Consider the following 20,438-nt stretch of genomic DNA (forward strand, 5'->3'; position numbering starts at 1 on the left):
CCGGACTTGATCCGGGGCCCCACGCAAGCCTGTCGGCTCAGGCCGCCTCGAACCCGGCCTGCAATGGCACCTGGCGCACCCGCTTGCCCGTGGCGGCAAACAGCGCGTTGGCCACCGCCGGGGCGATCACCGCCGCGGGCGGCTCGCCCATGCCCCCTGGCGCGCTGTCCGTCGGCATCACGTGGGTGATCACGCGCGGTGCCTCGTTCATGCGCAGCGGGCGCACGTCGTTGTAGTTGGACTGCGCAATGCGGCCCTTCTCCAGCGTCACCCCGCCATAGAGCGCGGCCGACAGGGCAAAGGTCACCCCGCCTTCGATCTGCGCCTTCACGCCCAGGGGATTGATCGCCGGGCCGCAATCCACCGCCACGGTCACCTGCGGCACCAGAATCTGCTTTTGCGCGTCGACCTTCACATGGGCCACCGCCGCCAGGCAGGTGTCCCAAATGTGCAGCACGGCCAGGCCCAGCCCTTCGCCCTTGGGCAGCGCCTTGCCCCAGCCGGCCTCGGCCGCCGCCTTTTGCAGCACCGCCCGCGCCCGTGGATCGGTGATCTGCGCCAGGCGCCAGGCCAGCGGGTCTTGCCCGGCGGCCAGCGCCAGTTCGTCGGCAAAGCTTTCGATCACGAAGGTATTGCGCAGGCCGCCCACGCCGCGCCACCAGCCGGTGGGCATGGCGCTTTCCACCTGCTTGAACGTAACCAGCCGCGCCTTGGCCGGATAGAGCGGGGCAATCGCGCCATCCACGGCGTCATCATCCACCCCGTTGAACTTCTCGCCCAGGAAGCGCGCCATCACGGCCGATCCGGCGATGCGATGCTCCCACGCGGTGACCTTGCCCGCCTGGTCCAGGCTGGCGCTGATGCGGTCGGCATAGGCCGGGCGCACCATGTCGTGCTGGATATCCTCCTCGCGCGTCCACACCAGCTTGACCGGATAGGGCACCTTGGCCGCCAGGCTGACCGTGCGCTCCACCATGTCGGTTTCCAGCCGCCGGCCAAAGCCACCGCCCATCAGGAAGTTGTGCACCTGGACCTTGTCTTCGGCCACGCCCGCCGTGCGCGCCGCTGCCGCGCGGCAATCGCTCGGCACTTGCGTTCCGGTCCACACCTGGACGCCCTGCGGCGTGACATGGGCGGTGCAATTGCCCGGCTCCATCGTGGCATGGGCCAGAAACGGCTGGTGATAGAGCGCTTCCACGGTCTTGGCTGCGCCGGCGCGGGCCTGGGCCAGATCGCCCTCGGCCTTGGCCGTCACGCCCGGCTTGGCCACGGCGGCATCGAGCGCGGCCACGACTTGGGCCTGGTCCAGCCCGGCATTGGCGCCCTCGTTCCAGGTCGGCGCGGCAGCCTCGAGGCCCTTCTTGGCCGTCCACAGGCTGTCGGCCGTCACGAACAGGCAGTCATCCAGCGCGATCACGTCTGCCACGCCGGGCACGGCCTTGGCCGCTGCGGCGTTGTGGCTGGCCAGCTTGCCGCCGAACACCGGCGATTGCGCCAGCGTGGCAATCTTCATGCCCGGCACTTTCACATCGATGCCGAACTGCGCGGTGCCGCGCACCTTGTCCGCCGAATCGAGCCGACGGGTATCCTTGCCGATCACTTTCCAGGCCGATCGCGGCGTGGGTGTGGCGTCGGTCGGCACATGCGCGGCGGCATCGGCGACCAGCGCGGCGAAGCCCAGCCGCTTGCCCGATGCCGGGTTCACCACCGCGCCATCGGCCAGGGTCAGGCCATCGGGCATGACTTTCCACTGCCGCGCCGCCGCATCCACCAGCGCGGCGCGCGCATTGGCAGCGGCCTGGCGCAGCGGCTTCCACAGCTCGCGGATCGACGTGGAACCACCCGTGGTGGTATCGATCGGGGCAAAGCGGGCGCGGTCGGCCGGCGGGATCGAAACCTTGATCGCGCTGGGCGCCAGGCCCAGTTCCTCGGCCACCAGCATGGTCAGCGCGGTCAGGATGCCCTGGCCCATTTCGGTCTTGGGCAGGGCAAGCGAAACGGCGCCATCGGGCAGCACCGCAAGATAGCCATTGGCCGCCAGCTGGCCGGCGGGAACGCTGCTCAACGCGCGGTGCAGCGGCACCACCAGGGCGCTGGCCAGCACGGCCGATCCGGCCAGGAACGCGCGGCGCGAAGGGGTGGCGATGGGCGTGGTCATCGGCGTTCCCTCCCTCAAGCCTTGATCGTGTCGGCGGCGCGATGGATCGCGGCGCGGATGCGGTTATAGGTGCCGCAACGGCAGATATTGCCGCTCATCCCTTCATCGATGGCGGCATCGTCGGGCTTGGGATTGGCCTTGAGCAGCGCGGCGGCGGCCACGATCTGCCCGGGCTGGCAATAGCCGCACTGCACCACGTCCAGCTCTTCCCAGGCGGCCGCCAGGGCCTGCCCCAGCGGCTGGCCGGTCAGCCCCTCGATCGTGGTCACGGCCTTGCCGGCCACATCGGCCACCGGTGTCTGGCAGGCAAACAGGCGTTGCCCGTCCACCAGCACGCTGCACGCGCCGCACAGGCCCGCTCCGCAACCGAATTTCACGCCGGTCACCCCGGCGATATCGCGCAAGGCCCACAGCAGCGGCATGTCTTCCGCCACGGCCAGGGTGCGTTGCTTGCCATCGATTGTCAGCGAAACAGGCATGTGCGGTGCTCCGGTCTAATGGGCGTGGTCTGGCGTTCGCTCCCTCGTCGTCATCCCGGACTTGATCCGGGATCCCGCTTTTTGCTCATCCAGCCCCAAAGGGTAGCGGGACCCCGGGTCAAGCCCGGGGTGACGATGATGGGGCGCATCTTACGCCATCACGGGCATCAGTGCAGGGTCTTGAGATAGGCGATCACGTCGGCGCGCTTCTTGGCATCGGGAATGGCCACGACCATGCGCGTGCCCGGCACCAGCTTGCCCGGCGCGGTCAGGAAGGTGTCCAGCGTCTTGGGATCCCAGGTCTTGCCCGAATTCTTGAGCGCGGTGGAATAGGCAAACGCGGTGGAACCGGCCTGGCGCCCGACCACGCCCCACAGGTTGGGCGCGGCAAAGCCCTTGGCGCCGGCGGTGTTGACATGGCACATCTGGCACTGCTGCTTGAACATGGCGGCCCCGGCAGCGGCATTCTGGGCATGGGCCACAGGCGCCGTCACGGCTGCGGCCAGGCCCACCAGGGCAGAAACGAACAGGGGGATACGACGCATTATCGACCGTCCTTCAGGTGTTGATCGCGGATATCCCGGCCACGGAGTGGCAGCGGGATCGTAACGTGGGATCGAAGGCGCTCGGCCGGACAGGACCGCCACCAACCAAGCGATTGTGCACGATCGACCCGCAAAGGTCCATCGATTCAGCCATGGATGAGGCATCGATTCAGGCACAATGCCGCCCATATGCGCGGCTCACACCCCCAGCCGATCGCGCAGCGTGTACCACAGCGATCCCAGGGTAGAGAGCGGCGCACGAAAGCGCTGCCCGCCGGGAAAGGGCGGGTGCGGCAGATCGGCAAACACGTCAAAGCGCGCATGCTGCCCGGCGATCGCCTCGCCCAGCAGGCGGCCCAGCAATTGCGTGGTCGTCACGCCGTGGCCGCTGTCACCATGCGAATAGAACACCTTGGGTGAAAGCCGGCCGATCTGCGGCATGCGGCTCAGCGTCATGGCAAAGGTGCCGCTCCAGGCAAACTCCAGCTTCACGTCCTTGAGCTGCGGAAAGGTCTTGATCAGACCGGGGCGGATCTTGGCTTCCACGCTGGCCGGGTCCTGCCCGCCATAGACGATGCCGCCGCCATAGAGCAGGCGCCCGTCGGCCGTGCGGCGGAAATAGTCGAGGATGTAGTTGGCATCCTCCACGCAGGCATTGCTGGGCAAGAGCTGCGCGGCCAGATCGCCCAGCGGCTCGGTCGTCACCACCTGGCTCGATACCGGCATGATCTGCCCCGATAGCCAGGGCAGCGTCTTGCCGAGATAGGCATTGCCGCACACCACCAGGGTATCGGCGGTCACCTCCCCCTGCGCGGTGACCACGCGCGGGCGCGGGCCGCTGTCATCCACCTGGGTAACGCGGCTGTGTTCGAACAGGCGACCGCCCAGCTGCTCGAACGCGGCGGCTTCGCCCAGCAGATAGTTCAGCGGATGGAAATGGCCGCGCAGCGGGTCGAGAATGCCGCCGACATAGCGATCGCTCTGGACATGGGCGCGCAGGGCCTCGCGGTCGAGCACCGTGATCCCGGCATGGCCATGCGCGGCCCAGACCTGCTGCTCGTCCTCCAGCGCGCGCATCTGCTTTGCATTCAGCGCCACGCCCAGCCCGCCATCGACCAGATCGCAGGCAATGCCATAGCGCGCGACGCGGTCGCGGATGATCGCGGCGCCTTCCAGCGCCACCGCGCCCAATGCGCGCGCCACGGCCGGCCCGTGCCGCGCTTCCAGCACGTCAAGCCCGCGCGAATAGCCGTTGATCAGCTGGCCGCCATTGCGGCCCGATGCGCCCCAGCCCACGCGCTCGCTTTCCAGCACGATCACGTCGATGCCTTTTTCGGCCAGTTCCAGCGCCACCGAAAGCCCGGTGAACCCGGCCCCGATCACGCAGACCGTGGCTCGCTGCGCGCCCTGCAATACCGGCCGCTGCGGCGCCGGGTTGGCGCTGGCGGCATACCAGGTGGGCATCCCGGCATAGGGCGCCGCCTGATGCAAGCCCGGCACCGCCATGTCCATCACAGCAATCCCAGGTAGGTATCGTACTCGAAACGGTCGATCTGGCCCAGGAACGCGGCACGGTCCTGCTGCTTGCAGGCCAGGAAGATATCGCGGAAGCGCGCGCCGAACATGCCCGCCGCGCGTTCAGAGGCGGCAAAGGCGGCCTGCGCCGCGCCCCATTCCACCGGCAGCGGCGCGCCGGCACCAGGATGCAGCGGGTCTTGCGCCGGCGGCGGCATCACCGCGTCCTCGATCCCCTGCAGCATCGCGCCCAGCATCGCCGCCATCGCCACGTGCGGGTTCACGTCAGCCCCGGAGATGCGATGCTCGATCCGCGTGGCCTTGGCATCGCCCACGATCACCCGCACCGCGGCCGAGCGGTCATCGATGCCCCAGCTGGCCGAGACCGGCGCATGGGCATCGGGCCGGAAACGGCGGAACGAGTTGTAGTTGGGCGCAAAGGCCAGCATCGTTTCGGGCATCGCCGCCAAGAGGCCGGCCACTGCGTGCAGCAGCATGTCGGCCGGGCCGCCCTCAGGCTTGGCCAGCACGTTCTTGCCAGCTGCATCGTTGAGACTGGCATGGATGTGCATGCCGCTGCCCGAACAATCGCCATAGGGCTTGGCCATGAACGTCGCGCCCAGCCCGTGGTGCGCCGCCAGCGCGCGCACGATGCGCTTCATCAGCACGGTATCGTCGGCCGCGGCCAGTGCATCGGCGCGGTGCAGCAGGTTCAGTTCGTATTGCCCCGGCCCCGCCTCGCTGATCACCGCGTCGGCGGGAATGCCCATGGCGTGGGCCAGGGCCATGATCTCGTCGAACAGTGCGGCATGGGCAGACAGCGCCGTGGTCGAGAGCGTGTCGTTGCGCCGCAGGTTGCCATCGGGCGGCACCGGCACGCCGTTTTCCAGGCGATAGAGGTAGAACTCCAGTTCGGTCGCCACCACCGGGGTCAACCCCCGCGCGGCATAGCGCGCCAGCAGGGCCTGCAACATCCCGCGCGGATCGGCCACCACGGGGCCGCCATCCTTGTCGACCATGCCCAGGAACACCTGCGCGCTATCCTCGCCCAGCCACGGCGCCTTGCTCCAGCGCCCGGCCACCGGCCAGCACAGCCCATCGGGATCGCCCGTGCCAAACGCCAGGCCTGCGCCCGCCACGTCACAGCCCCAGGCATCGAGGGCAAAGACCGAAAGCGGCATCGGCAGGCCCTTGGCCGCCAGGGCCACGGCCTTGTCGCGCACCAGCCATTTGCCCTTGGGCGCACCGTTCACGTCGGTGAGAAAGGCTTCCACTCGGGTCACTTCGGGATGGGCGGCAAGCCAGGCGGCAAAGGACGAGGCGGTTTCTTGTGTCATGGTGTGATCACATATGAAAAGCCCGCCGCGCTGTCCAGCCCGGATCGTCGGATTGCCACGTGCTTTTCCGCCCACAACCGCTCTTTCGACGCCGGGAAATACACAGAAGCCATGGCTGCCAGACCTTGCACCACGGGCCACAATGACTATTAGTGATCACACATTGCACCAGCCGGATGAACCAGACGATGACCAGTGCCCCGCCCACCCTGCCCAGCCGCCTGCCGGCCCACCACGTGATCGGCGGCGCCAGCGTTGCGGCCGCTTCGGGCGCCACGCTGGACACCGTCAACCCCGGCACTGGCCAGGTCATCGGCACCCTGCCGGCGGGCGATGCCAGCGATATCGACCGCGCCGTGGCCGCTGCGCGCCGCCGCTTTGAAAGCGGGCAATGGCGTGACATGAAGCCCGCCCAGCGCAAGAAGCTGATGCTGACGCTGGCCGACAAGCTGGAGGCAGCGGCCGAAGAATTTGCCGTTCTCGAAACCATCGATTCGGGCAAGCCGATCAGCGACACCCGCAATGTCGACGTGCCGCTCGCGCTCGGCACGCTGCGCTTCTATGCCGAGGCGATCGACAAGATCCATGGCGAGGTTGGCCCCACCGGCCCCGACAAGTTCAGCTATGCCGTGCACGATCCGCTGGGCGTGATCGGCGCGATCGTGCCGTGGAACTTCCCCCTGCTCATGGCCATGTGGAAAATCGCCCCGGCCATCGCCATGGGCAATTCGATGGTGGTCAAGCCATCGGAACTGTCCTCGCTCACCGCACTGCGCTTTGCCGAACTGGCGCTGGAGGCCGGCATTCCCGATGGCGTGCTTAATGTCGTCACCGGCACCGGCCAGGACGCGGGCGCGGCCCTCGCCCTCCACCGCGACGTGGACATGATCACGTTCACCGGCTCGGGCCCGGTCGGCCGCCAGCTCATGCGCTATTCGGCCGACAGCAACCTGAAGCGCGTCAGCCTGGAACTGGGTGGCAAGAGCCCGCATATCGTCTTTGCCGATTATCCCGATCTCGATCGCGCGGCAGCAGCGGCGGCGTGGGGCATTTTCTACAACCAGGGCCAGGTCTGCACCGCCGGATCGCGGCTCTTGGTGCAGCGTTCGATCCACGCCGAATTCGTGGACAAGGTACTGACCGTCGCCCGCACCATCTGCCCGGGCGATCCGCTCGACCCGGCGACGCAACTGGGCGCGGTGATCAGTGAAAAGCAGCTGGAAGGCGTGCTCACCCGCATCGCCCGCGCGCAGCAGGAAGGCGCCGCGCTGCGCCTGGGCGGCAGCCGCGCGCGCGCCGAAACCGGCGGGTTCTACCTCGATCCCACGGTGTTCGATACCGTCAGCAACGCCAGCAGCCTGGCCCAGGAAGAGGTGTTCGGCCCGGTGCTGGCGGTGGTGCCCTTCGATACGCCCGAAGAGGCGCTCGCCCTTGCCAACGACACCGAATATGGCCTCGCCTCGGGCCTGTGGACCGGTTCGATCGATATCGCCCACGCCTTTGCCCGGCGCCTGCGCGCTGGCCTGGTCTGGGTCAACGGCTGGGACGCGTGCGACATCACCATGCCGTTTGGCGGGTTCAAGCAATCCGGCTTTGGCCGCGACCGCAGCCTGCACGCGCTGTTCAAGTATGCCGACATGAAGTCCGTCACCATTTCCACGCCCACGCTGTCCTCGCTCGGAGTGCTGCCGGCATGACGCGGCCGCTGCTGGGCGTATCGTGCTGCCTGCGAAGCGGCGGGCCAGAACCGGTGCATGGCGTAATCGACCGCTATCTGCGCGCGCCCGCCGCCCACGCCGATTGCGATGTGGTGCTGGTCCCGGCCCTGCCCGGCCTGACCGACTGGGCCGCGCTCGCCGGCCGGCTCGATGGCCTGCTGCTCACCGGCAGCCCGTCCAACATGGAGCCGTGGCGCTATGGCGCCAGCGCCGGTGACGGGCCGTTCGATCCCGCGCGCGATACCACCACGCTGGCGCTGGGCGATGCCATGCTGCGCGCCGGCAAGCCGGTGTTCGGCATCTGCCGGGGTTTCCAGGAACTCAACGTGGCGTTCGGCGGCACGCTGCAAACCCTGCCCAGCGATGGGCCGGTCAGGCACCACGCCCCCGATGGCGCCAGCCTGGAAGAGATGTTTGCCCAGACCCACCCGGTCAGCCTGACGCCCGGCGGCATCCTGGCCACCGCGCTGGGCGATGCGATCACCGTCAATTCCGTGCATTACCAGGCCGTGGCCACGCTGGGCCAGGGCTTGACGGTGGAAGCGGTGGCACCCGATGGGCTGGTTGAGGCCTTTTCGGCGCAAGTCGGCACGGCACAGGTGCTGGCCGTGCAATGGCACCCGGAATGGGATGCCGATCGCAACCCGGCCTCGGCCTGGTTCTTTGCCCGGCTGGGCCAGGTGCTGCGCGGTAGTTGACGAAAGCCGGCGCGGGCGGGCACATTCGCGCCACAGCGATTTGCGATTGACCGGGCCGGTTCCCGCGCATAAGTGTGATCGCAGATAACGGGGTCACCCCGCAATAGCATAAACCCGACGCACACCAAAAACGGGCGTCACGCAGGCAGGCATGTTCAACCACCCGCTTCGGGCGCCGTCTTGGCGTGTGCCCGCGGCGCCCGGCGGCCCTTCGCGGGGCCGCGCAAACTGGGGAATTGCCACCGATGAGGCCAGGACGCATGAGGCCACGAACCATGGGAACCGCCCGGCGATGAGCAGCGCATCGAACACCAGCAGGCGCGCCTTCTGGGCCGTGCTGACCGCGCCGGCCGCCTGGATCACCCTGTTCTTCGTCGTTCCGCTCAGCGTGATCTGGGCCTACAGCTTTGGCCGCACCCTGGGACTGACCGAAGTGGCCGTCACCGGCACGCTCGACAACTACGTGCGCGTATTCGATCCGGTCTATCTGCTGATCTTTGCTAAGTCGCTGGTCTTTGCCGGGGTGACCACGGCGGTGTGCCTGGTGATCGGCTTTCCCTATGCCCTGGCGATGACCTTTGCCAGCGATCGCGGCAAGATCCTGCTGCTGCTGGGCATCATGCTGCCGTTCTGGACCAACCTGCTGGTGCGCACCTATGCCCTGATGGCGGTGATGCGCACCGAGGGCTATATCAACGACATGTTCGGCCTGTTCGGGTTTGGCCCGGTCGAGATGCTGCACACCAACTTCGCGGTGATCGTCGGCCTGGTCTATGTCCACCTGCCCTTCATCATCCTGCCGCTCTATTCCACGCTCGATCGCATGGATCGCTCGCTGATCGAGGCCAGCCTCGATCTGGGTGCCGGGCACATCGCCACGATCTTCAAGATCATCGTGCCGATCGCCAAGCCGGGCATCCTCTCGGCAATCATGCTCACGTTCATTCCCGCGCTCGGCTCCTACCTCACGCCCGATCTGCTCGGCGGGCCTGACAGCCAGATGATCGCCAGCGTGATCGAGCGGCAGTTCAAGCGTGCCAACGACTGGCCGTTCGGCGCCGCGCTGTCGTTCATGCTGATGTATCTCACGCTCCTGGCCATGGGCCTGCGCGCGATCCAGGATCGCCGCGCCGCCCGCGCCCGCCCGCAGGGAGACGCCTGATGGCCACTGCCCCCAAGCCGCTCGATGCCAAACCGGGCCCGCTCGAATACAGCCGCCGTTGGCCGCTGCGCCTGTGGGTGGGCGCGGTGATCCTGTTCCTCTACCTGCCGCTGGCCAGCCTGGTGGTGTTCAGCTTCAATGACAGCCGCCGCACCATCCGCTGGGAGGGCTTCACGCTCGATTGGTATGGCACGATGTGGAACGATTCCGCGCTGATCGATGCCTTCACCAATTCGCTGACCATCGCGTTCATCTCGATGCTGTTCAGCGTGGTGCTCGGCGCCCTGACCGCGATCGCGCTGTGGCGCTTCCGCTTTCCCGGCAAGGGCCTGTTCGATGGCGCGGTAACCCTGCCGATCGTGGTGCCTGAAATCTGCATGGGCGTGGCGATGCTGGTGTTCTTCGGGCAGATCGTGCCCTGGCCGCGCGATCTGGTCTGGCCGTTCGATCTGGGCGCGATCATCATTGCCCATATCACGTTCAGCTTCCCCTTCGTCGCCGTGGTGGTCCGCGCGCGCCTCGCCAGCTTCAACCGCGAGATGGAAGAGGCCGCACGCGATCTGGGCGCCAGCGAATTGCGCGCGCTGTGGGATGTGCTGCTGCCCCATGTGCGCCCGGCGCTGATCTCGGGCGGGCTACTCGCCTTCACGCTCAGCCTCGATGATTTCGTGATCACCTTCTTCACCTCGGGGCCAAACACGGTGACCTTCCCGGTCAAGATCTATTCGATGGTGCGCTTCTCCGTCACGCCCGAGGTCAACGCCGCCTCGACCGTGCTGATGCTCATCACCATCGCGCTCACCGCCATCGGCATGAAGCTGCAGGGTCGCGACCTGGCCCAGGGCCACTGATTTCACACAGGACTTTCCCATGACCCAGCCTCTCATCCAGTTCGAGAACGTGACCAAGCGGTTCGGCTCGTTCATCGCGGTGGACGATGTCAGCCTCGATATCCAACGCGGCGAATTCTTCTCGCTGCTCGGCCCCTCGGGCTGTGGCAAGACCACGCTGCTGCGCATGCTGGCGGGCCTGGAAACCCCGACCGAAGGGCGCATCCTGATCGACGGCGTGGACATGAGCACCACCCCGCCCAACCGCCGCCCGGTCAACATGGTGTTCCAGTCCTACGCCGTGTTCCCGCACCTCACCGTGGCCGAAAACGTCGCCTATGGCCTCAAGATCGATCGCGTCGCCAAGGACGAGCGCGACGCCCGCGTGGCCGAGGCGCTGCGCCTGGTAAAGCTAGACGAGTTTGGCCATCGCAAGCCCGATCAGCTCTCGGGTGGCCAGCGCCAGCGCGTTGCCCTCGCCCGCGCCCTGGTGAAAAAGCCCAAGGTGCTGCTGCTGGACGAGCCGCTGTCCGCGCTCGATGCCAAGCTGCGCGATGCGATGCGCGCCGAACTGGCGCAGATCCAGCACGATGTCGGCGTTACGTTCGTAATGGTCACCCACGATCAGGACGAGGCGCTGGCCATGGCCAGCCGCTGCGCGCTGATGAACCGGGGCCGCCTGCAGCAGGTGGCCGTGCCGGGCGATCTCTATGAATACCCCGCAAACCGGTTCGTGGCTGATTTCATCGGCACCATCAACATGTTCGAAGGCCGCCTCAGCGTCGACGAGCGGGATCACGCCGCAGTGACCGCACCTGGTCTCGAAGTACCGATCTTCGTCAGCCACGGCGTCACCGGCGCGCCCGACACCCCAGTGTGGGCCGGCATCCGCCCGGAAAAGATCACGATGACTCCGGCCAGCGAAGGCCGCCCGGCCGGCCCCGATGCCTGCCCACAGGCCAACGTGGTGGCCGGCACGATCGTGCGCTCCGCCTACCTCGGCAGCCAGACGCTCTACGATGTGGAAACCGCCAGCGGCGCAACCTTCAAGGTGGCCCGCGCCAACGGCGAACGCTCGCTCGTCTCCGCCCTGCCCGTGGGCGAGGCCGTGTGGCTGAGCTGGAACACCAAGGCCCCGGTCATACTGCTGGGCTGATCGCGGTGTTGGGCGGCATGAGTAGATAGAGATTTATATTTCTATCAACGATATAGGAAAAAGTGTTTCGCGCAGAGGCGCTGAGGCGCGGAGATTGAAGAGCCTCTCTGCGCCTCTGCGCGAGCCAAATATGCCGGCAATCGCCCAATTTCGAACGTGGCATGCGCCAACAGGAAAGCGGGAACCCCGGATCAAGTCCGGGGTGACGGTGAGAAAATAATTTATCTCAAATTTCTCGTCACCCCGGACTTGATCCGGGGTCCCGCTTGTTACCATGCGACAATGGCGGCACAAGCAGCAGCTACCCACCCATCCTCACCCCTCCTGCCAGCACCCCATTTGTCCAAGCAGCGCTAGGCAACGCGGCGCGGCTGCCGTAACACCGGCGCACCATGTTGCAGCTTGCTCTCAAGGCCGCCATTTCCGGCGTGCTGATCGCCACCGCCTCTACTCTTGCCAAGCGCTATCCCGGTTTTGGCGCGCTCATTGCGTCGCTGCCGCTGGTGTCGGTGATCGGCATGATCTGGCTGTGGCACGATCGCCCCGATGCCGAAAACATGGCGGCCCACGCTGGGGCCACGTTCTGGTATGTGCTGCCCTCGCTGCCGATGTTCCTGCTGATCCCGGCCCTGCTGCGCCACGGCGCCGGGTTCTGGTCGGCGCTGCTGGCTGGTTGCGCGCTGACCATTGCGCTCTACAGCCTGATGGTCTGGATCGGCCCCCGGCTGGGCCTGCCGCTGTAACGCCGTTTTCGTTAAGGAGGGAGCCAACGATGCTACGCCATGCCCTGACCGCCGCCGGCCTTTTCGCCCTGCCGCTGGCCGCCGTGCCCCTGGCCAGTCTGCCAACGCCCGTTCACGCGCAGGAAGCGGTGGTGGCGGTGCCCGATCCCGAAAGCCTGTTCACCAGCCCCGATCCAGTGCTCAACCGTAACAAGCAGGCCGCACTCCATATCGTCAAAGACCTTTTGGAATGCGGGCATTGGGACAAGGCGGATCAATACCTTACCCCGGCCTATCACCAGCACAACCCGATGGTGCCCTCGGGCCGCGATACCGTGGTCCATTTCTTCACCCAGGTGGTCAAGGTGCAGCCCAAGGCATGCCCGGCGCACATGGCCACCCCGGTCGCCGCGGTCACGGCCGAGGGCGATCGCGTGGTCGTGAGCATGGTGCGCACGCTCAAGGACCCCAAGAACCCGGGCAAGACCTATACCACCACCTGGTTCGACATGTGGCGCTTTGTCGATGGCAAGGCCGATGAACACTGGGATGGCGCCACCCTGGCTGACGCAGCCCCCTGAATTCCACGCGCCAGGCCGGTGCATGGCATGCACCGGCCTGGCAGCCAAACCCCCAGCGCGTTCGCTTGTCGCCCCTTGCCACATGGGGTAGAACCACAGGCAATGTTGACGCCTCGATCCATCGAGCGGGCAGGACCAACCGGCGAGGATGTGCGGGCCTATCCGCCGTCCTATTACGCCGCCACCGCGCCCATGGCCTTTGCCGGCACGGCGCTGGACCAGGATGTGCAGGCCGATGCCTGCATCATCGGCGGGGGCTACACAGGTCTGGGTGCCGCATTGCGGCTGGCAGAGGCCGGGCGATCGGTCGTTCTGCTGGACAGCGGGCCTGTCGGCTGGGGCGCCTCGGGCCGCAATGGCGGCCAGGTCCACCTTGGCTGGAACAAGGACCAGCACTGGCTGGCGCGCCACCTCGGCAGCGACGGTGCGCGCGAAATGTGGGCCATGGCCCGCCATGCGCGCGACCACCTCGACCGGCTGATCGCGCACGATCCCGACGGTTGCGATTTTCGCGCCGGGCTGATCCACGCCGATCACAAGCCCGGCCTGGTGGCGCAGACCCATGCCGAGGTGCGCTTTCTGCAAGAGGCATATGGCCACGGCGCGCTAACCCCGCTGGGCCGTGACGACATTCGCGCCCTGGTCGGCAGCCAGGCCTATCATGGCGGCAGCCTGGATATGGCCGGCGGCCATCTCCACCCGCTCAAGCTGGCGCTCGCCATGGCGCGCGCTGCCCGCGCGGCGGGGGCAGTGATCCATCCGCACAGCCGTTGCACCGGCATTGCGCCCGATGGCCCGCCGGGCACGGCCCAGGCCTGGCGCGTGACCACGCCCGGCGGCACGGTGCGCGCGGGCCAGGTGCTGGTGGCGACAGGCGGCTATGCCACGGGCCTGGTACCGGAGGTCGATGCCCATGTCCTGCCGATCAACAACTTCATCGCCACCACCGCGCCCCTGGGGCCAGAACGGGCGGCAGCCCTGATCGCTGGCGGCCAGGCGGTGTCGGATTCGCGCTTCGTGGTCTATTACTTCCGCATCACGCCCGATCACCGCCTGCTGTTCGGCGGCGGGGAGCGCTATTCCTGGCGCCTGCCGGCCGACATCGCCGCGTTCGTACGGCCGCATATGCTGCGGGTCTTTCCGCAACTGGCCGATGTGGCGATCGACCATGCCTGGGGCGGCACGCTGTCGATCACCCCGCACCGACTGCCCCATGCCGCGCAGATTGCGCCGGGGCTGTGGTCGCTCAGCGGGTTTTCCGGGCTGGGCGTAGTGCTGGCGCCGTGGCTGGGTGGAGAAATCGGCGCGGCCATGGCGGGACTGCCCTCGCCCGCGCTCGATCTGGTGCGCCACCTGCCCACGCCCCGCTTTCCCGGAGGCACCTTGCTGCGCTGGCCGACCATGGCCGCCGCGATGACTTTCTTTGCCCTGCGCGACCGTCTCTGAACCCCTTCTTCCAAGCGAGTGATCCCATGACCGAAGCCTTTGCCGAATGGATCCGCGAAAAACGCATCAGCGAGGTCGAATGCCTCGTCCCCGATATCAACGGCGTGGTGCGCGGCAAGGTGTGGCCGGCCGACAAGTTCATCGCCTCGGTCGGCAATATGAGCCTGCGCCTGCCCTCCTCGGTGTTTTCCGTCACCATCACCGGTGACTATGCCGATACCGACGAGGACGATTTCCTCTATCGCGATCCCGACGTTACCCTGCTGCCCGATATCAATTCGATCTGCGTGGCGCCGGGCTTTCGCACCCCCACGGCCTTTGTCGTGGCCGATGCCCTGCACCGCGATGGCAGCGCGTTTGAAGTCGCGCCGCGCCACGTGCTCAAGCGCATGCTGGCCAAATATGCCGACATGGGCTGGCAGATGGTGGTGGCGCCCGAGCTGGAATTCTATCTTACCGAGGTCAATTCCGATCCCGATCTGCCGATCCAGCCGCCGCGCGGGCGCTCGGGCCGCGCGGAAAGCTCGCCCCAGCCCTATGGCCTGGAATCGGTGACCGAGTACGAAGATATCATCGAGGAAATCTACGACAATTCGGAAGTCGCCTCGCTCCAGCTTGATACCATGATCCACGAAGGCGGCACGGCGCAGCTGGAAATCAACTTCAACCACGGCGATCCCGTTGCGCTGTGCGACCAGGTGGTGATCTTCAAGCGCATCGTGCGCCAAGTTGCGCTCAAGCACGGGGTCTATGCCACGTTCATGGCCAAGCCGATGGAAAGCCAGCCGGGCAGCGCCATGCACCTGCACATTTCCGCCGTGGACGCGGGCGGCAACAACCTGTTCGGCACCGAAAACGGGCTGACCCCGGAATTCCGCTGGTTCGTCGGCGGGCTGCAACGCTACCTGCCCCAGGTCGTCCCGCTGTTTGCGCCCAACGTCAATTCCTTCCGCCGCATCCGCCCGGCCCACAGCGCGCCGATCAACGTGCAATGGGGCCTCGACAACCGCAGCTGCGGCCTGCGCATTCCCGTCAGCGGCCCGCGCAGCACGCGCATCGAAAACCGCCTGCCCGGCGCCGATGCCAATCCCTATATCGCCATCGCCGCCACGCTCGCCTGTGGCTATATCGGCCTGCAGGAACGGATCGAGCCGCTGCCGCTGATGAACCGCAACGCCTATGACGAAGAGCGCACCCTGCCGCGCAATCTTGATGCCGCGCTCAAGCAGATGATCGATTGCCAGCCGGTGATCGATCTGTTGGGCGAGCAGTTCATCAAGGCATTCTACGAGATCAAGCTCAACGAACTGGCCGCCTATGACGAGGTGATCTCGTCATGGGAACGCGATCACCTCTTGCTCAAAGCGTGATCGGGCGCCATCCCCCCGCCGTGTCGTCACGTCGCATGGGAAATTGAACGAAGATGGTCCATTCGCGCCGCATGTTCCTGCGCCAGGCTGGCCTTGCCGGCATTGGCCTGTCGTTTACCGGCGCGCTGGGCGCCTGCTCGCACGGCAAGCCGGCGCGGTCGCTCAATCTCTACACCTGGGATACCTACATCGGCAAAAACACCGTGGCCGATTTCACCAAGGCCGCCGGCGCGGGCGTGAACATCAGCCTGTTTGCCAACAACGACGAACTCTTTGCCAAGCTGCGCAGCGGCAACCAGGGCTATGACGTGATCGTGCCCTCGAACGACTTTGTTGAGCGCATGCACGCGGCCGGCATGTTGACCGAGCTGGACCACGCCAAAATCCCCAACCTCAAGAACATCGCGCCCCAGTTCCTCAACCCGCCGTTCGATCCCGGCCGCCGCGTCTCGGTGCCCTATACCTGGATCGTCACCGGCATCGGCTATCGCAAGTCCAAGGTCGATGGCGTGCCCGACAGCTGGAAATGGGTGCTCGATTCCGATCGCTACAAGGGGCGCATCGCCCTACTCGCCGAAGCGAGCGAGCTGTTCGAGATCGGCGCGAAATACCTCGGGCATCCGGCCAATACCAACGATCCCGCCGTGATCGCCCAGGTCAAGGCCATGCTGCTCAAGCAAAAGCCCAATATCGCCGCGTTTCATGACGACAATGGCCAGGATCTGCTGCTGGCGGGCGACGTTGACCTGGTGATCGAATACAATGGCGATATCGCCCAGGTCATGCGCGACGATCCCGACCTGGCGTTCGTCGTGCCGCGCCAAGGCGGCATCCTCGCGAGCGACGGGCTGTGCATTCCCCGCAATGCGCCCAATCCCGATCTGGCCTATGCCTTCATCGATTTCGTGCTGGGCGCCAAGGCCGGGGCCGACATTGCCCGCACCATCCGCTATCCCACGCCCAACCAGGCGGCGCTGGCGCTGATGCCCGATGATTACCGCAATAGCCAGGTGATCTTCCCGCCCGCCATAGCGCTCGCGGCATGCGAATATTCGCGCTATCGCGGGCAAGAGATGAACAGCCGCTATGAGCAGGCGATGACCCAGGTGCGGGCGGGCTGATTAGGCCCGCCAAATCCCGCCTTTGGCCGCGTTTCCCGCAAAGTTTTCCCCCAACCGGCCAATTCCGGCGTTGCATTCCCGGCCGCTTGCCGCCACTCAGCGTGGGTTAAGCCGGGGCAATGCAGGCCCGGGATCGACGCACCATTTCGCATGCAGCCCAATTCGCATGTTGCCTGACAGGAAGTTCGGATCGCCATGAAGTCCATCACCCGGCTGCCCCAGTTCCAGATGCGCCGTGATATTCGTATGGGTCACTGGTGCGGCCGGGCCGCCCTGGCACTGGGCCTTGCCGCCACGGCCGCCCTGCCGGTGGCCGGCAGCGTAGCCCAGGCGCAAACCGCAGGCGGCGCGCCCGATGCCTCGGGCCAGCTCAACATTCCCGCCAACGTGCAGATCTTCGGCAAGAGCGATCCCAACGTGCGCCGCGCCACCGCGATCGTGAACGGCGAAATCCTCACCGGCACCGATATCGACCAGCGCCTGGCGCTGATCGTCAATGCCAATGGCGGCAAGGTTTCGGCCGAGGAACAGGAGCGCCTGCGCCTGCAGGTGCTGCGCAACCTGATCGACGAAACCCTGCAGATTCAAGAGGCCAAGTCGGCCGGCGTCGATGTTGACGATGACGAAGTCAACCAGACCTACGAACGCGTGGCCCAGCAGAACTTCGGCCAGAACCCGGCCGCGCTCGACAAGTACCTGACCTCGATCGGCTCTTCGGCGGCCTCGCTCAAGCGGCAGATTCGTGGCGAACTGTCGTGGCAGCGCCTGCTGCGCCGCAACGTCCAGCCGTTCATCAACGTGTCTGACGGCGAAGTGCGCGAAATGATGGACCGCCTCAAGGCGGCCAAGGGCACCGAGGAATACCGCATCGGCGAAATCTATCTCTCGGCCAATGATACCAACCGCCAGCAGGTCATGGCCAACGCCAACCAGATCGTTGACCAGCTCAAGAAGGGCGGCAGCTTCGTCGCCTATGCGCGGCAGTATTCCGAAGCCTCCACCGCCGCCGTGGGTGGTGACCTTGGCTGGATTCGCCTGGCCCAGCTGCCGCAGGATCTGGCCAATGTCGCCACATCGATGCAGCCGGGCCAGCTTGCCGGGCCGGTGGAAATTCCCGGCGGCTATTCGATCCTCTATCTGATCGACAAGCGACAGGTGCTGACCGCCGATCCGCGCGACGCCGTGCTCAGCCTCAAGCAGATCTCGCTCAGCTTCCCCAAGGGCACCACGGAAAAGGACGCTGCGGCCAAGGCCGCCACCTTTGCCTCTACCGTCAAGACCATCCACGGCTGCGGCCAGGTCGATGCGGCCGCAGCCGGCATCGGCGCATCGGTCGTCACCAACGACCAGGTCAAGGCGCGCGACCTGCCCGCCGCGCTGCAGGATTCGATGCTCAAGCTCTCGATCGGCGAGGCGACCCCGCCGTTCGGATCGATCGAAGACGGCGTGCGCGTGCTGGTGCTGTGCGGCCGCGACGATCCCAAGGTGGCCGATGGCCCGAGCTTTGAAGAAATGCAGTCGCAGATGGAAGACGACCGCGTGAACAAGCGCGCCCAGACCTATCTGCGCGACCTGCGCCGCGATGCGGTGATTGAGTATAACTAAGGTGCTTGCCGCCACCACCCCCAACCCCCTCCTCTAAAGAGGAGGGGGCTCCGGCTCTCCCCCTCCTCTTTAGAGGAGGGGGTTGGGGGGTGGTGGAGGCCAAGTGAAACCCGCAACATCCCACCCCTCCACCCACAAAGCCGATAGCGCCAGCCCATGAACCCCATCGCCATCTCCCAGGGTGATCCTGCCGGCATCGGCCCCGAACTGATCGCGGCCGCGTGGATCCTGCGCGGCATGGCGCAGCTGGAGCCGTTCGTGGCCGTGGGCAGCCGCCGCGTGCTGGACCAGGCCGCGCGCCATCGCGGGCTCGACGTGCCGGTGCGCGCCGTGGGCAGCCTGGAAGAGGCGGCCGCGACGTTCGGTTCCGCCCTGCCGGTGCTCGACCTGGGCGATGCTGGCTATACCCCTGGCCAGCCCACCGACGAGGGCGCGATGCTGGCGCTCGAGTCGCTGGACGCCGCCACGCAATTGACCGTGGCGGGCGAAACCTCGGCCCTGGTCACCGCACCGGTATCCAAGAGCCGGCTGGCCAGCGTTGGCTTCAACCACCCTGGGCAAACCGAATTTGTCGGCCAGGCCAGCGGCGTGGCGCCCGAAGACGCGGTGATGATGCTGGCCGGCCCTTCGCTCAAGGTCGTACCAGTCACGGTGCATGTGCCGCTGCACGCCGTGCCCGGCATGATCACCGCCGAGCTGATCACGCGGCGCAGCGCGATTACCGCGCGGGCGCTGGTGCGCGATTTCGGCATCGCCCATCCCCGCCTCGCCGTGGCCGGGCTCAACCCGCATGCCGGCGAGGAAGGCCGCATGGGGCATGAGGACCACAGCTATATCGCCCCCGCCGTTGCCGCGCTCCAGGCCGCCGGCATTGCCGCGCACGGGCCGCTGCCGGCCGACACGATGTTTCATGCCCAGGCCCGCACGACCTACGACGTGGCCATCTGCATGTATCACGATCAGGCACTGATCCCGTTGAAAGCGCTCGATTTCGATGATGGCGTCAATGTCACGCTGGGGCTGCCGATCATCCGCACCTCACCCGATCACGGCACTGCCTTTGGCATCGCCGGCAGCCGCCAGGCGCGCCCGGGCGCGATGATCGCGGCGATCCGCATGGCCGGGGAATGCGCCGTGCGCCGCGCTGCGGCCGGGGCATGAGCCTGCCCGATCTTCCGCCGTTGCGCGATGTGGTCAACCGCCATGGGTTGCTCGCGTCCAAGGCATTGGGCCAGAACTTCCTGTTCGACGAGCAGTTGCTGGCGCGCATTGCCGCCATTCCCGGCAAGCTCAAGGGCACCAACGTGCTGGAAGTGGGCCCCGGCCCCGGCGGCCTGACCCGTGCCCTGCTGCGCGCCGGCGCCAATGTCACCGCGATCGAGATGGACAAGCGCTGCCTGCCGGCCCTGGCCGAACTGGCAGAGGCCTTTCCCGGCCAGTTGCGCGTGATCGAGGGCGACGCGACCAAGATCGATCCCGCCACCCTGTTCGACGCGCCGTGGCACGTGATCGCCAACCTGCCCTACAACGTGGGCACGATGCTGTTCACCGGCTGGCTTTCGGGGCAGGATTGGCCGCCGCAGTGGCTCTCGCTTACGCTGATGTTCCAGCTGGAAGTGGCAGAGCGCATCGTCGCCGCCGCCGCCAGCGATGCCTATGGCCGGCTGGCGATCCTGTCGCAATGGCGCGCCGCGCCGCGCATTGCCATGAAAGTGCACCGCAGCGCGTTCACCCCGCCGCCCAAGGTGATGTCGGCCGTGGTCCATGTCACGCCCGCCACCATGCCCGAAGGCGTTTCTGCCCGCATGCTGGAACGCGTGACTGAGGCGGCATTTGGCCAACGCCGCAAGATGCTGCGGCAGTCGCTCAAGGGCGTGCCCGGCGCGCTCGCTGCCCTGGAAACGCTGGGCATCGATCCCTCCCGCCGCGCCGAAACGCTGGACGTGGCCGATTTCGTGGCGATTGCCCGCACCCTGTCCTGACGAAACGGAACGA

General features: G+C 66.8%; 18 protein-coding genes. 13 read left to right on the forward strand and 5 right to left on the reverse strand.

Translation table 11 applies throughout. The features are described 5' to 3' along the window. Window positions 1-37: 37 nt before the first annotated feature. The 5 genes from IP65_RS03565 to IP65_RS03585 form a co-directional block, all read right to left on the reverse strand. Window positions 38-2,158, reverse strand: coding sequence for a molybdopterin cofactor-binding domain-containing protein (locus IP65_RS03565; protein WP_231627535.1), 2,121 nt, complete (start codon window positions 2,156-2,158; stop codon window positions 38-40). Window positions 2,159-2,172: 14 nt separating this feature from the next. Continuing rightward, on the reverse strand, window positions 2,173-2,637 hold the full coding sequence (locus IP65_RS03570; protein ID WP_054130772.1) for a (2Fe-2S)-binding protein: 465 nt from the start codon (window positions 2,635-2,637) through the stop codon (window positions 2,173-2,175). Between the two features lie 167 nt (window positions 2,638-2,804). Further along, complete coding sequence (locus IP65_RS03575; RefSeq protein WP_054130773.1) at window positions 2,805-3,182, reverse strand: cytochrome c family protein; 378 nt, start codon at window positions 3,180-3,182, stop codon at window positions 2,805-2,807. Between the two features lie 198 nt (window positions 3,183-3,380). Then, window positions 3,381-4,694, reverse strand: coding sequence for an FAD-binding oxidoreductase (locus IP65_RS03580; RefSeq protein ID WP_082349735.1), 1,314 nt, complete (start codon window positions 4,692-4,694; stop codon window positions 3,381-3,383). After that, window positions 4,694-6,034, reverse strand: a complete 1,341-nt coding sequence (locus tag IP65_RS03585) for a glutamine synthetase family protein (RefSeq protein WP_022678240.1) — start codon at window positions 6,032-6,034, stop codon at window positions 4,694-4,696. Before IP65_RS03585 ends, IP65_RS03580 begins: the two co-directional genes overlap by 1 nt. 188 nt (window positions 6,035-6,222) lie before the next feature. Between IP65_RS03585 and IP65_RS03590 the strand changes: the two genes are divergently transcribed. The 13 genes from IP65_RS03590 (at window position 6,223) to rsmA (ending at window position 20,425) form a co-directional block, all read left to right on the forward strand. Beyond that, window positions 6,223-7,731, forward strand: a complete 1,509-nt coding sequence (locus tag IP65_RS03590) for an aldehyde dehydrogenase (RefSeq protein WP_082349770.1) — start codon at window positions 6,223-6,225, stop codon at window positions 7,729-7,731. Then, window positions 7,728-8,450 carry a gamma-glutamyl-gamma-aminobutyrate hydrolase family protein gene (locus tag IP65_RS03595; protein WP_054130775.1) on the forward strand — a complete coding sequence of 241 codons (723 nt, stop codon included), beginning with the start codon at window positions 7,728-7,730 and terminating at the stop codon, window positions 8,448-8,450. Before IP65_RS03590 ends, IP65_RS03595 begins: the two co-directional genes overlap by 4 nt. A gap of 292 nt (window positions 8,451-8,742) precedes the next feature. Next, window positions 8,743-9,612, forward strand: coding sequence for an ABC transporter permease (locus IP65_RS03600; protein WP_054130776.1), 870 nt, complete (start codon window positions 8,743-8,745; stop codon window positions 9,610-9,612). Further along, window positions 9,612-10,463: an ABC transporter permease gene (locus IP65_RS03605; protein WP_054130777.1), complete on the forward strand. Its 852-nt coding sequence runs from the start codon at window positions 9,612-9,614 to the stop codon at window positions 10,461-10,463. Before IP65_RS03600 ends, IP65_RS03605 begins: the two co-directional genes overlap by 1 nt. A 19-nt stretch (window positions 10,464-10,482) precedes the next feature. After that, complete coding sequence (locus IP65_RS03610) at window positions 10,483-11,598, forward strand: ABC transporter ATP-binding protein (RefSeq protein ID WP_054130778.1); 1,116 nt, start codon at window positions 10,483-10,485, stop codon at window positions 11,596-11,598. 392 nt (window positions 11,599-11,990) lie between these two features. Further along, the gene (locus tag IP65_RS03615; protein ID WP_022678247.1) at window positions 11,991-12,341 is read left to right on the forward strand and encodes a DUF3147 family protein; all 351 of its coding nucleotides are present in this window, start codon (window positions 11,991-11,993) and stop codon (window positions 12,339-12,341) included. A 29-nt stretch (window positions 12,342-12,370) separates the two neighbouring features. Further along, window positions 12,371-12,901, forward strand: a complete 531-nt coding sequence (locus IP65_RS03620; RefSeq protein WP_022678248.1) for a nuclear transport factor 2 family protein — start codon at window positions 12,371-12,373, stop codon at window positions 12,899-12,901. Between the two features lie 102 nt (window positions 12,902-13,003). Further along, window positions 13,004-14,347, forward strand: a complete 1,344-nt coding sequence (locus IP65_RS03625) for an FAD-binding oxidoreductase (RefSeq protein WP_054130779.1) — start codon at window positions 13,004-13,006, stop codon at window positions 14,345-14,347. A 26-nt stretch (window positions 14,348-14,373) separates the two neighbouring features. Then, window positions 14,374-15,717, forward strand: coding sequence for a glutamine synthetase family protein (locus IP65_RS03630; protein WP_054130780.1), 1,344 nt, complete (start codon window positions 14,374-14,376; stop codon window positions 15,715-15,717). Window positions 15,718-15,770: 53 nt separating this feature from the next. Next, the gene (locus IP65_RS03635; RefSeq protein ID WP_054130781.1) at window positions 15,771-16,838 is read left to right on the forward strand and encodes a spermidine/putrescine ABC transporter substrate-binding protein; all 1,068 of its coding nucleotides are present in this window, start codon (window positions 15,771-15,773) and stop codon (window positions 16,836-16,838) included. A 246-nt stretch (window positions 16,839-17,084) separates the two neighbouring features. Continuing rightward, a complete protein-coding gene (locus IP65_RS03640; RefSeq protein ID WP_156306400.1) occupies window positions 17,085-18,443 on the forward strand; it encodes a peptidylprolyl isomerase in 1,359 nt (452 codons plus the stop codon). Window positions 18,444-18,599: 156 nt separating this feature from the next. Continuing rightward, window positions 18,600-19,604: a 4-hydroxythreonine-4-phosphate dehydrogenase PdxA gene (gene pdxA / locus IP65_RS03645; RefSeq protein ID WP_054130782.1), complete on the forward strand. Its 1,005-nt coding sequence runs from the start codon at window positions 18,600-18,602 to the stop codon at window positions 19,602-19,604. A gap of 2 nt (window positions 19,605-19,606) precedes the next feature. Further along, a complete protein-coding gene (rsmA, locus tag IP65_RS03650) occupies window positions 19,607-20,425 on the forward strand; it encodes a 16S rRNA (adenine(1518)-N(6)/adenine(1519)-N(6))-dimethyltransferase RsmA (RefSeq protein ID WP_156306402.1) in 819 nt (272 codons plus the stop codon). Window positions 20,426-20,438: the final 13 nt, after the last annotated feature.

The organism is Novosphingobium sp. AAP1, assembly GCF_001295765.1.
GTDB lineage: Bacteria > Pseudomonadota > Alphaproteobacteria > Sphingomonadales > Sphingomonadaceae > Novosphingobium > Novosphingobium capsulatum.

Bases quoted from the DNA above. Each gene is read 5' to 3' on its own strand.
- IP65_RS03625 (WP_054130779.1), top strand. From the start codon at position 13,004: ATGTTGACGCCTCGATCCATCGAGCGGGCAGGACCAACCGGCGAGGAT.
- IP65_RS03615 (WP_022678247.1), top strand. From the start codon at position 11,991: ATGTTGCAGCTTGCTCTCAAGGCCGCCATTTCCGGCGTGCTGATCGCC.
- IP65_RS03585 (WP_022678240.1), bottom strand. From the start codon at position 6,034: ATGACACAAGAAACCGCCTCGTCCTTTGCCGCCTGGCTTGCCGCCCAT.
- IP65_RS03600 (WP_054130776.1), top strand. From the start codon at position 8,743: ATGAGCAGCGCATCGAACACCAGCAGGCGCGCCTTCTGGGCCGTGCTG.
- IP65_RS03610 (WP_054130778.1), top strand. From the start codon at position 10,483: ATGACCCAGCCTCTCATCCAGTTCGAGAACGTGACCAAGCGGTTCGGC.
- pdxA (WP_054130782.1), top strand. From the start codon at position 18,600: ATGAACCCCATCGCCATCTCCCAGGGTGATCCTGCCGGCATCGGCCCC.
- IP65_RS03635 (WP_054130781.1), top strand. From the start codon at position 15,771: ATGGTCCATTCGCGCCGCATGTTCCTGCGCCAGGCTGGCCTTGCCGGC.
- IP65_RS03605 (WP_054130777.1), top strand. From the start codon at position 9,612: ATGGCCACTGCCCCCAAGCCGCTCGATGCCAAACCGGGCCCGCTCGAA.
- IP65_RS03565 (WP_231627535.1), bottom strand. From the start codon at position 2,158: ATGACCACGCCCATCGCCACCCCTTCGCGCCGCGCGTTCCTGGCCGGA.
- IP65_RS03575 (WP_054130773.1), bottom strand. From the start codon at position 3,182: ATGCGTCGTATCCCCCTGTTCGTTTCTGCCCTGGTGGGCCTGGCCGCA.
- IP65_RS03630 (WP_054130780.1), top strand. From the start codon at position 14,374: ATGACCGAAGCCTTTGCCGAATGGATCCGCGAAAAACGCATCAGCGAG.
- IP65_RS03640 (WP_156306400.1), top strand. From the start codon at position 17,085: ATGGGTCACTGGTGCGGCCGGGCCGCCCTGGCACTGGGCCTTGCCGCC.
- IP65_RS03580 (WP_082349735.1), bottom strand. From the start codon at position 4,694: ATGGACATGGCGGTGCCGGGCTTGCATCAGGCGGCGCCCTATGCCGGG.
- IP65_RS03570 (WP_054130772.1), bottom strand. From the start codon at position 2,637: ATGCCTGTTTCGCTGACAATCGATGGCAAGCAACGCACCCTGGCCGTG.
- IP65_RS03595 (WP_054130775.1), top strand. From the start codon at position 7,728: ATGACGCGGCCGCTGCTGGGCGTATCGTGCTGCCTGCGAAGCGGCGGG.
- IP65_RS03590 (WP_082349770.1), top strand. From the start codon at position 6,223: ATGACCAGTGCCCCGCCCACCCTGCCCAGCCGCCTGCCGGCCCACCAC.
- IP65_RS03620 (WP_022678248.1), top strand. From the start codon at position 12,371: ATGCTACGCCATGCCCTGACCGCCGCCGGCCTTTTCGCCCTGCCGCTG.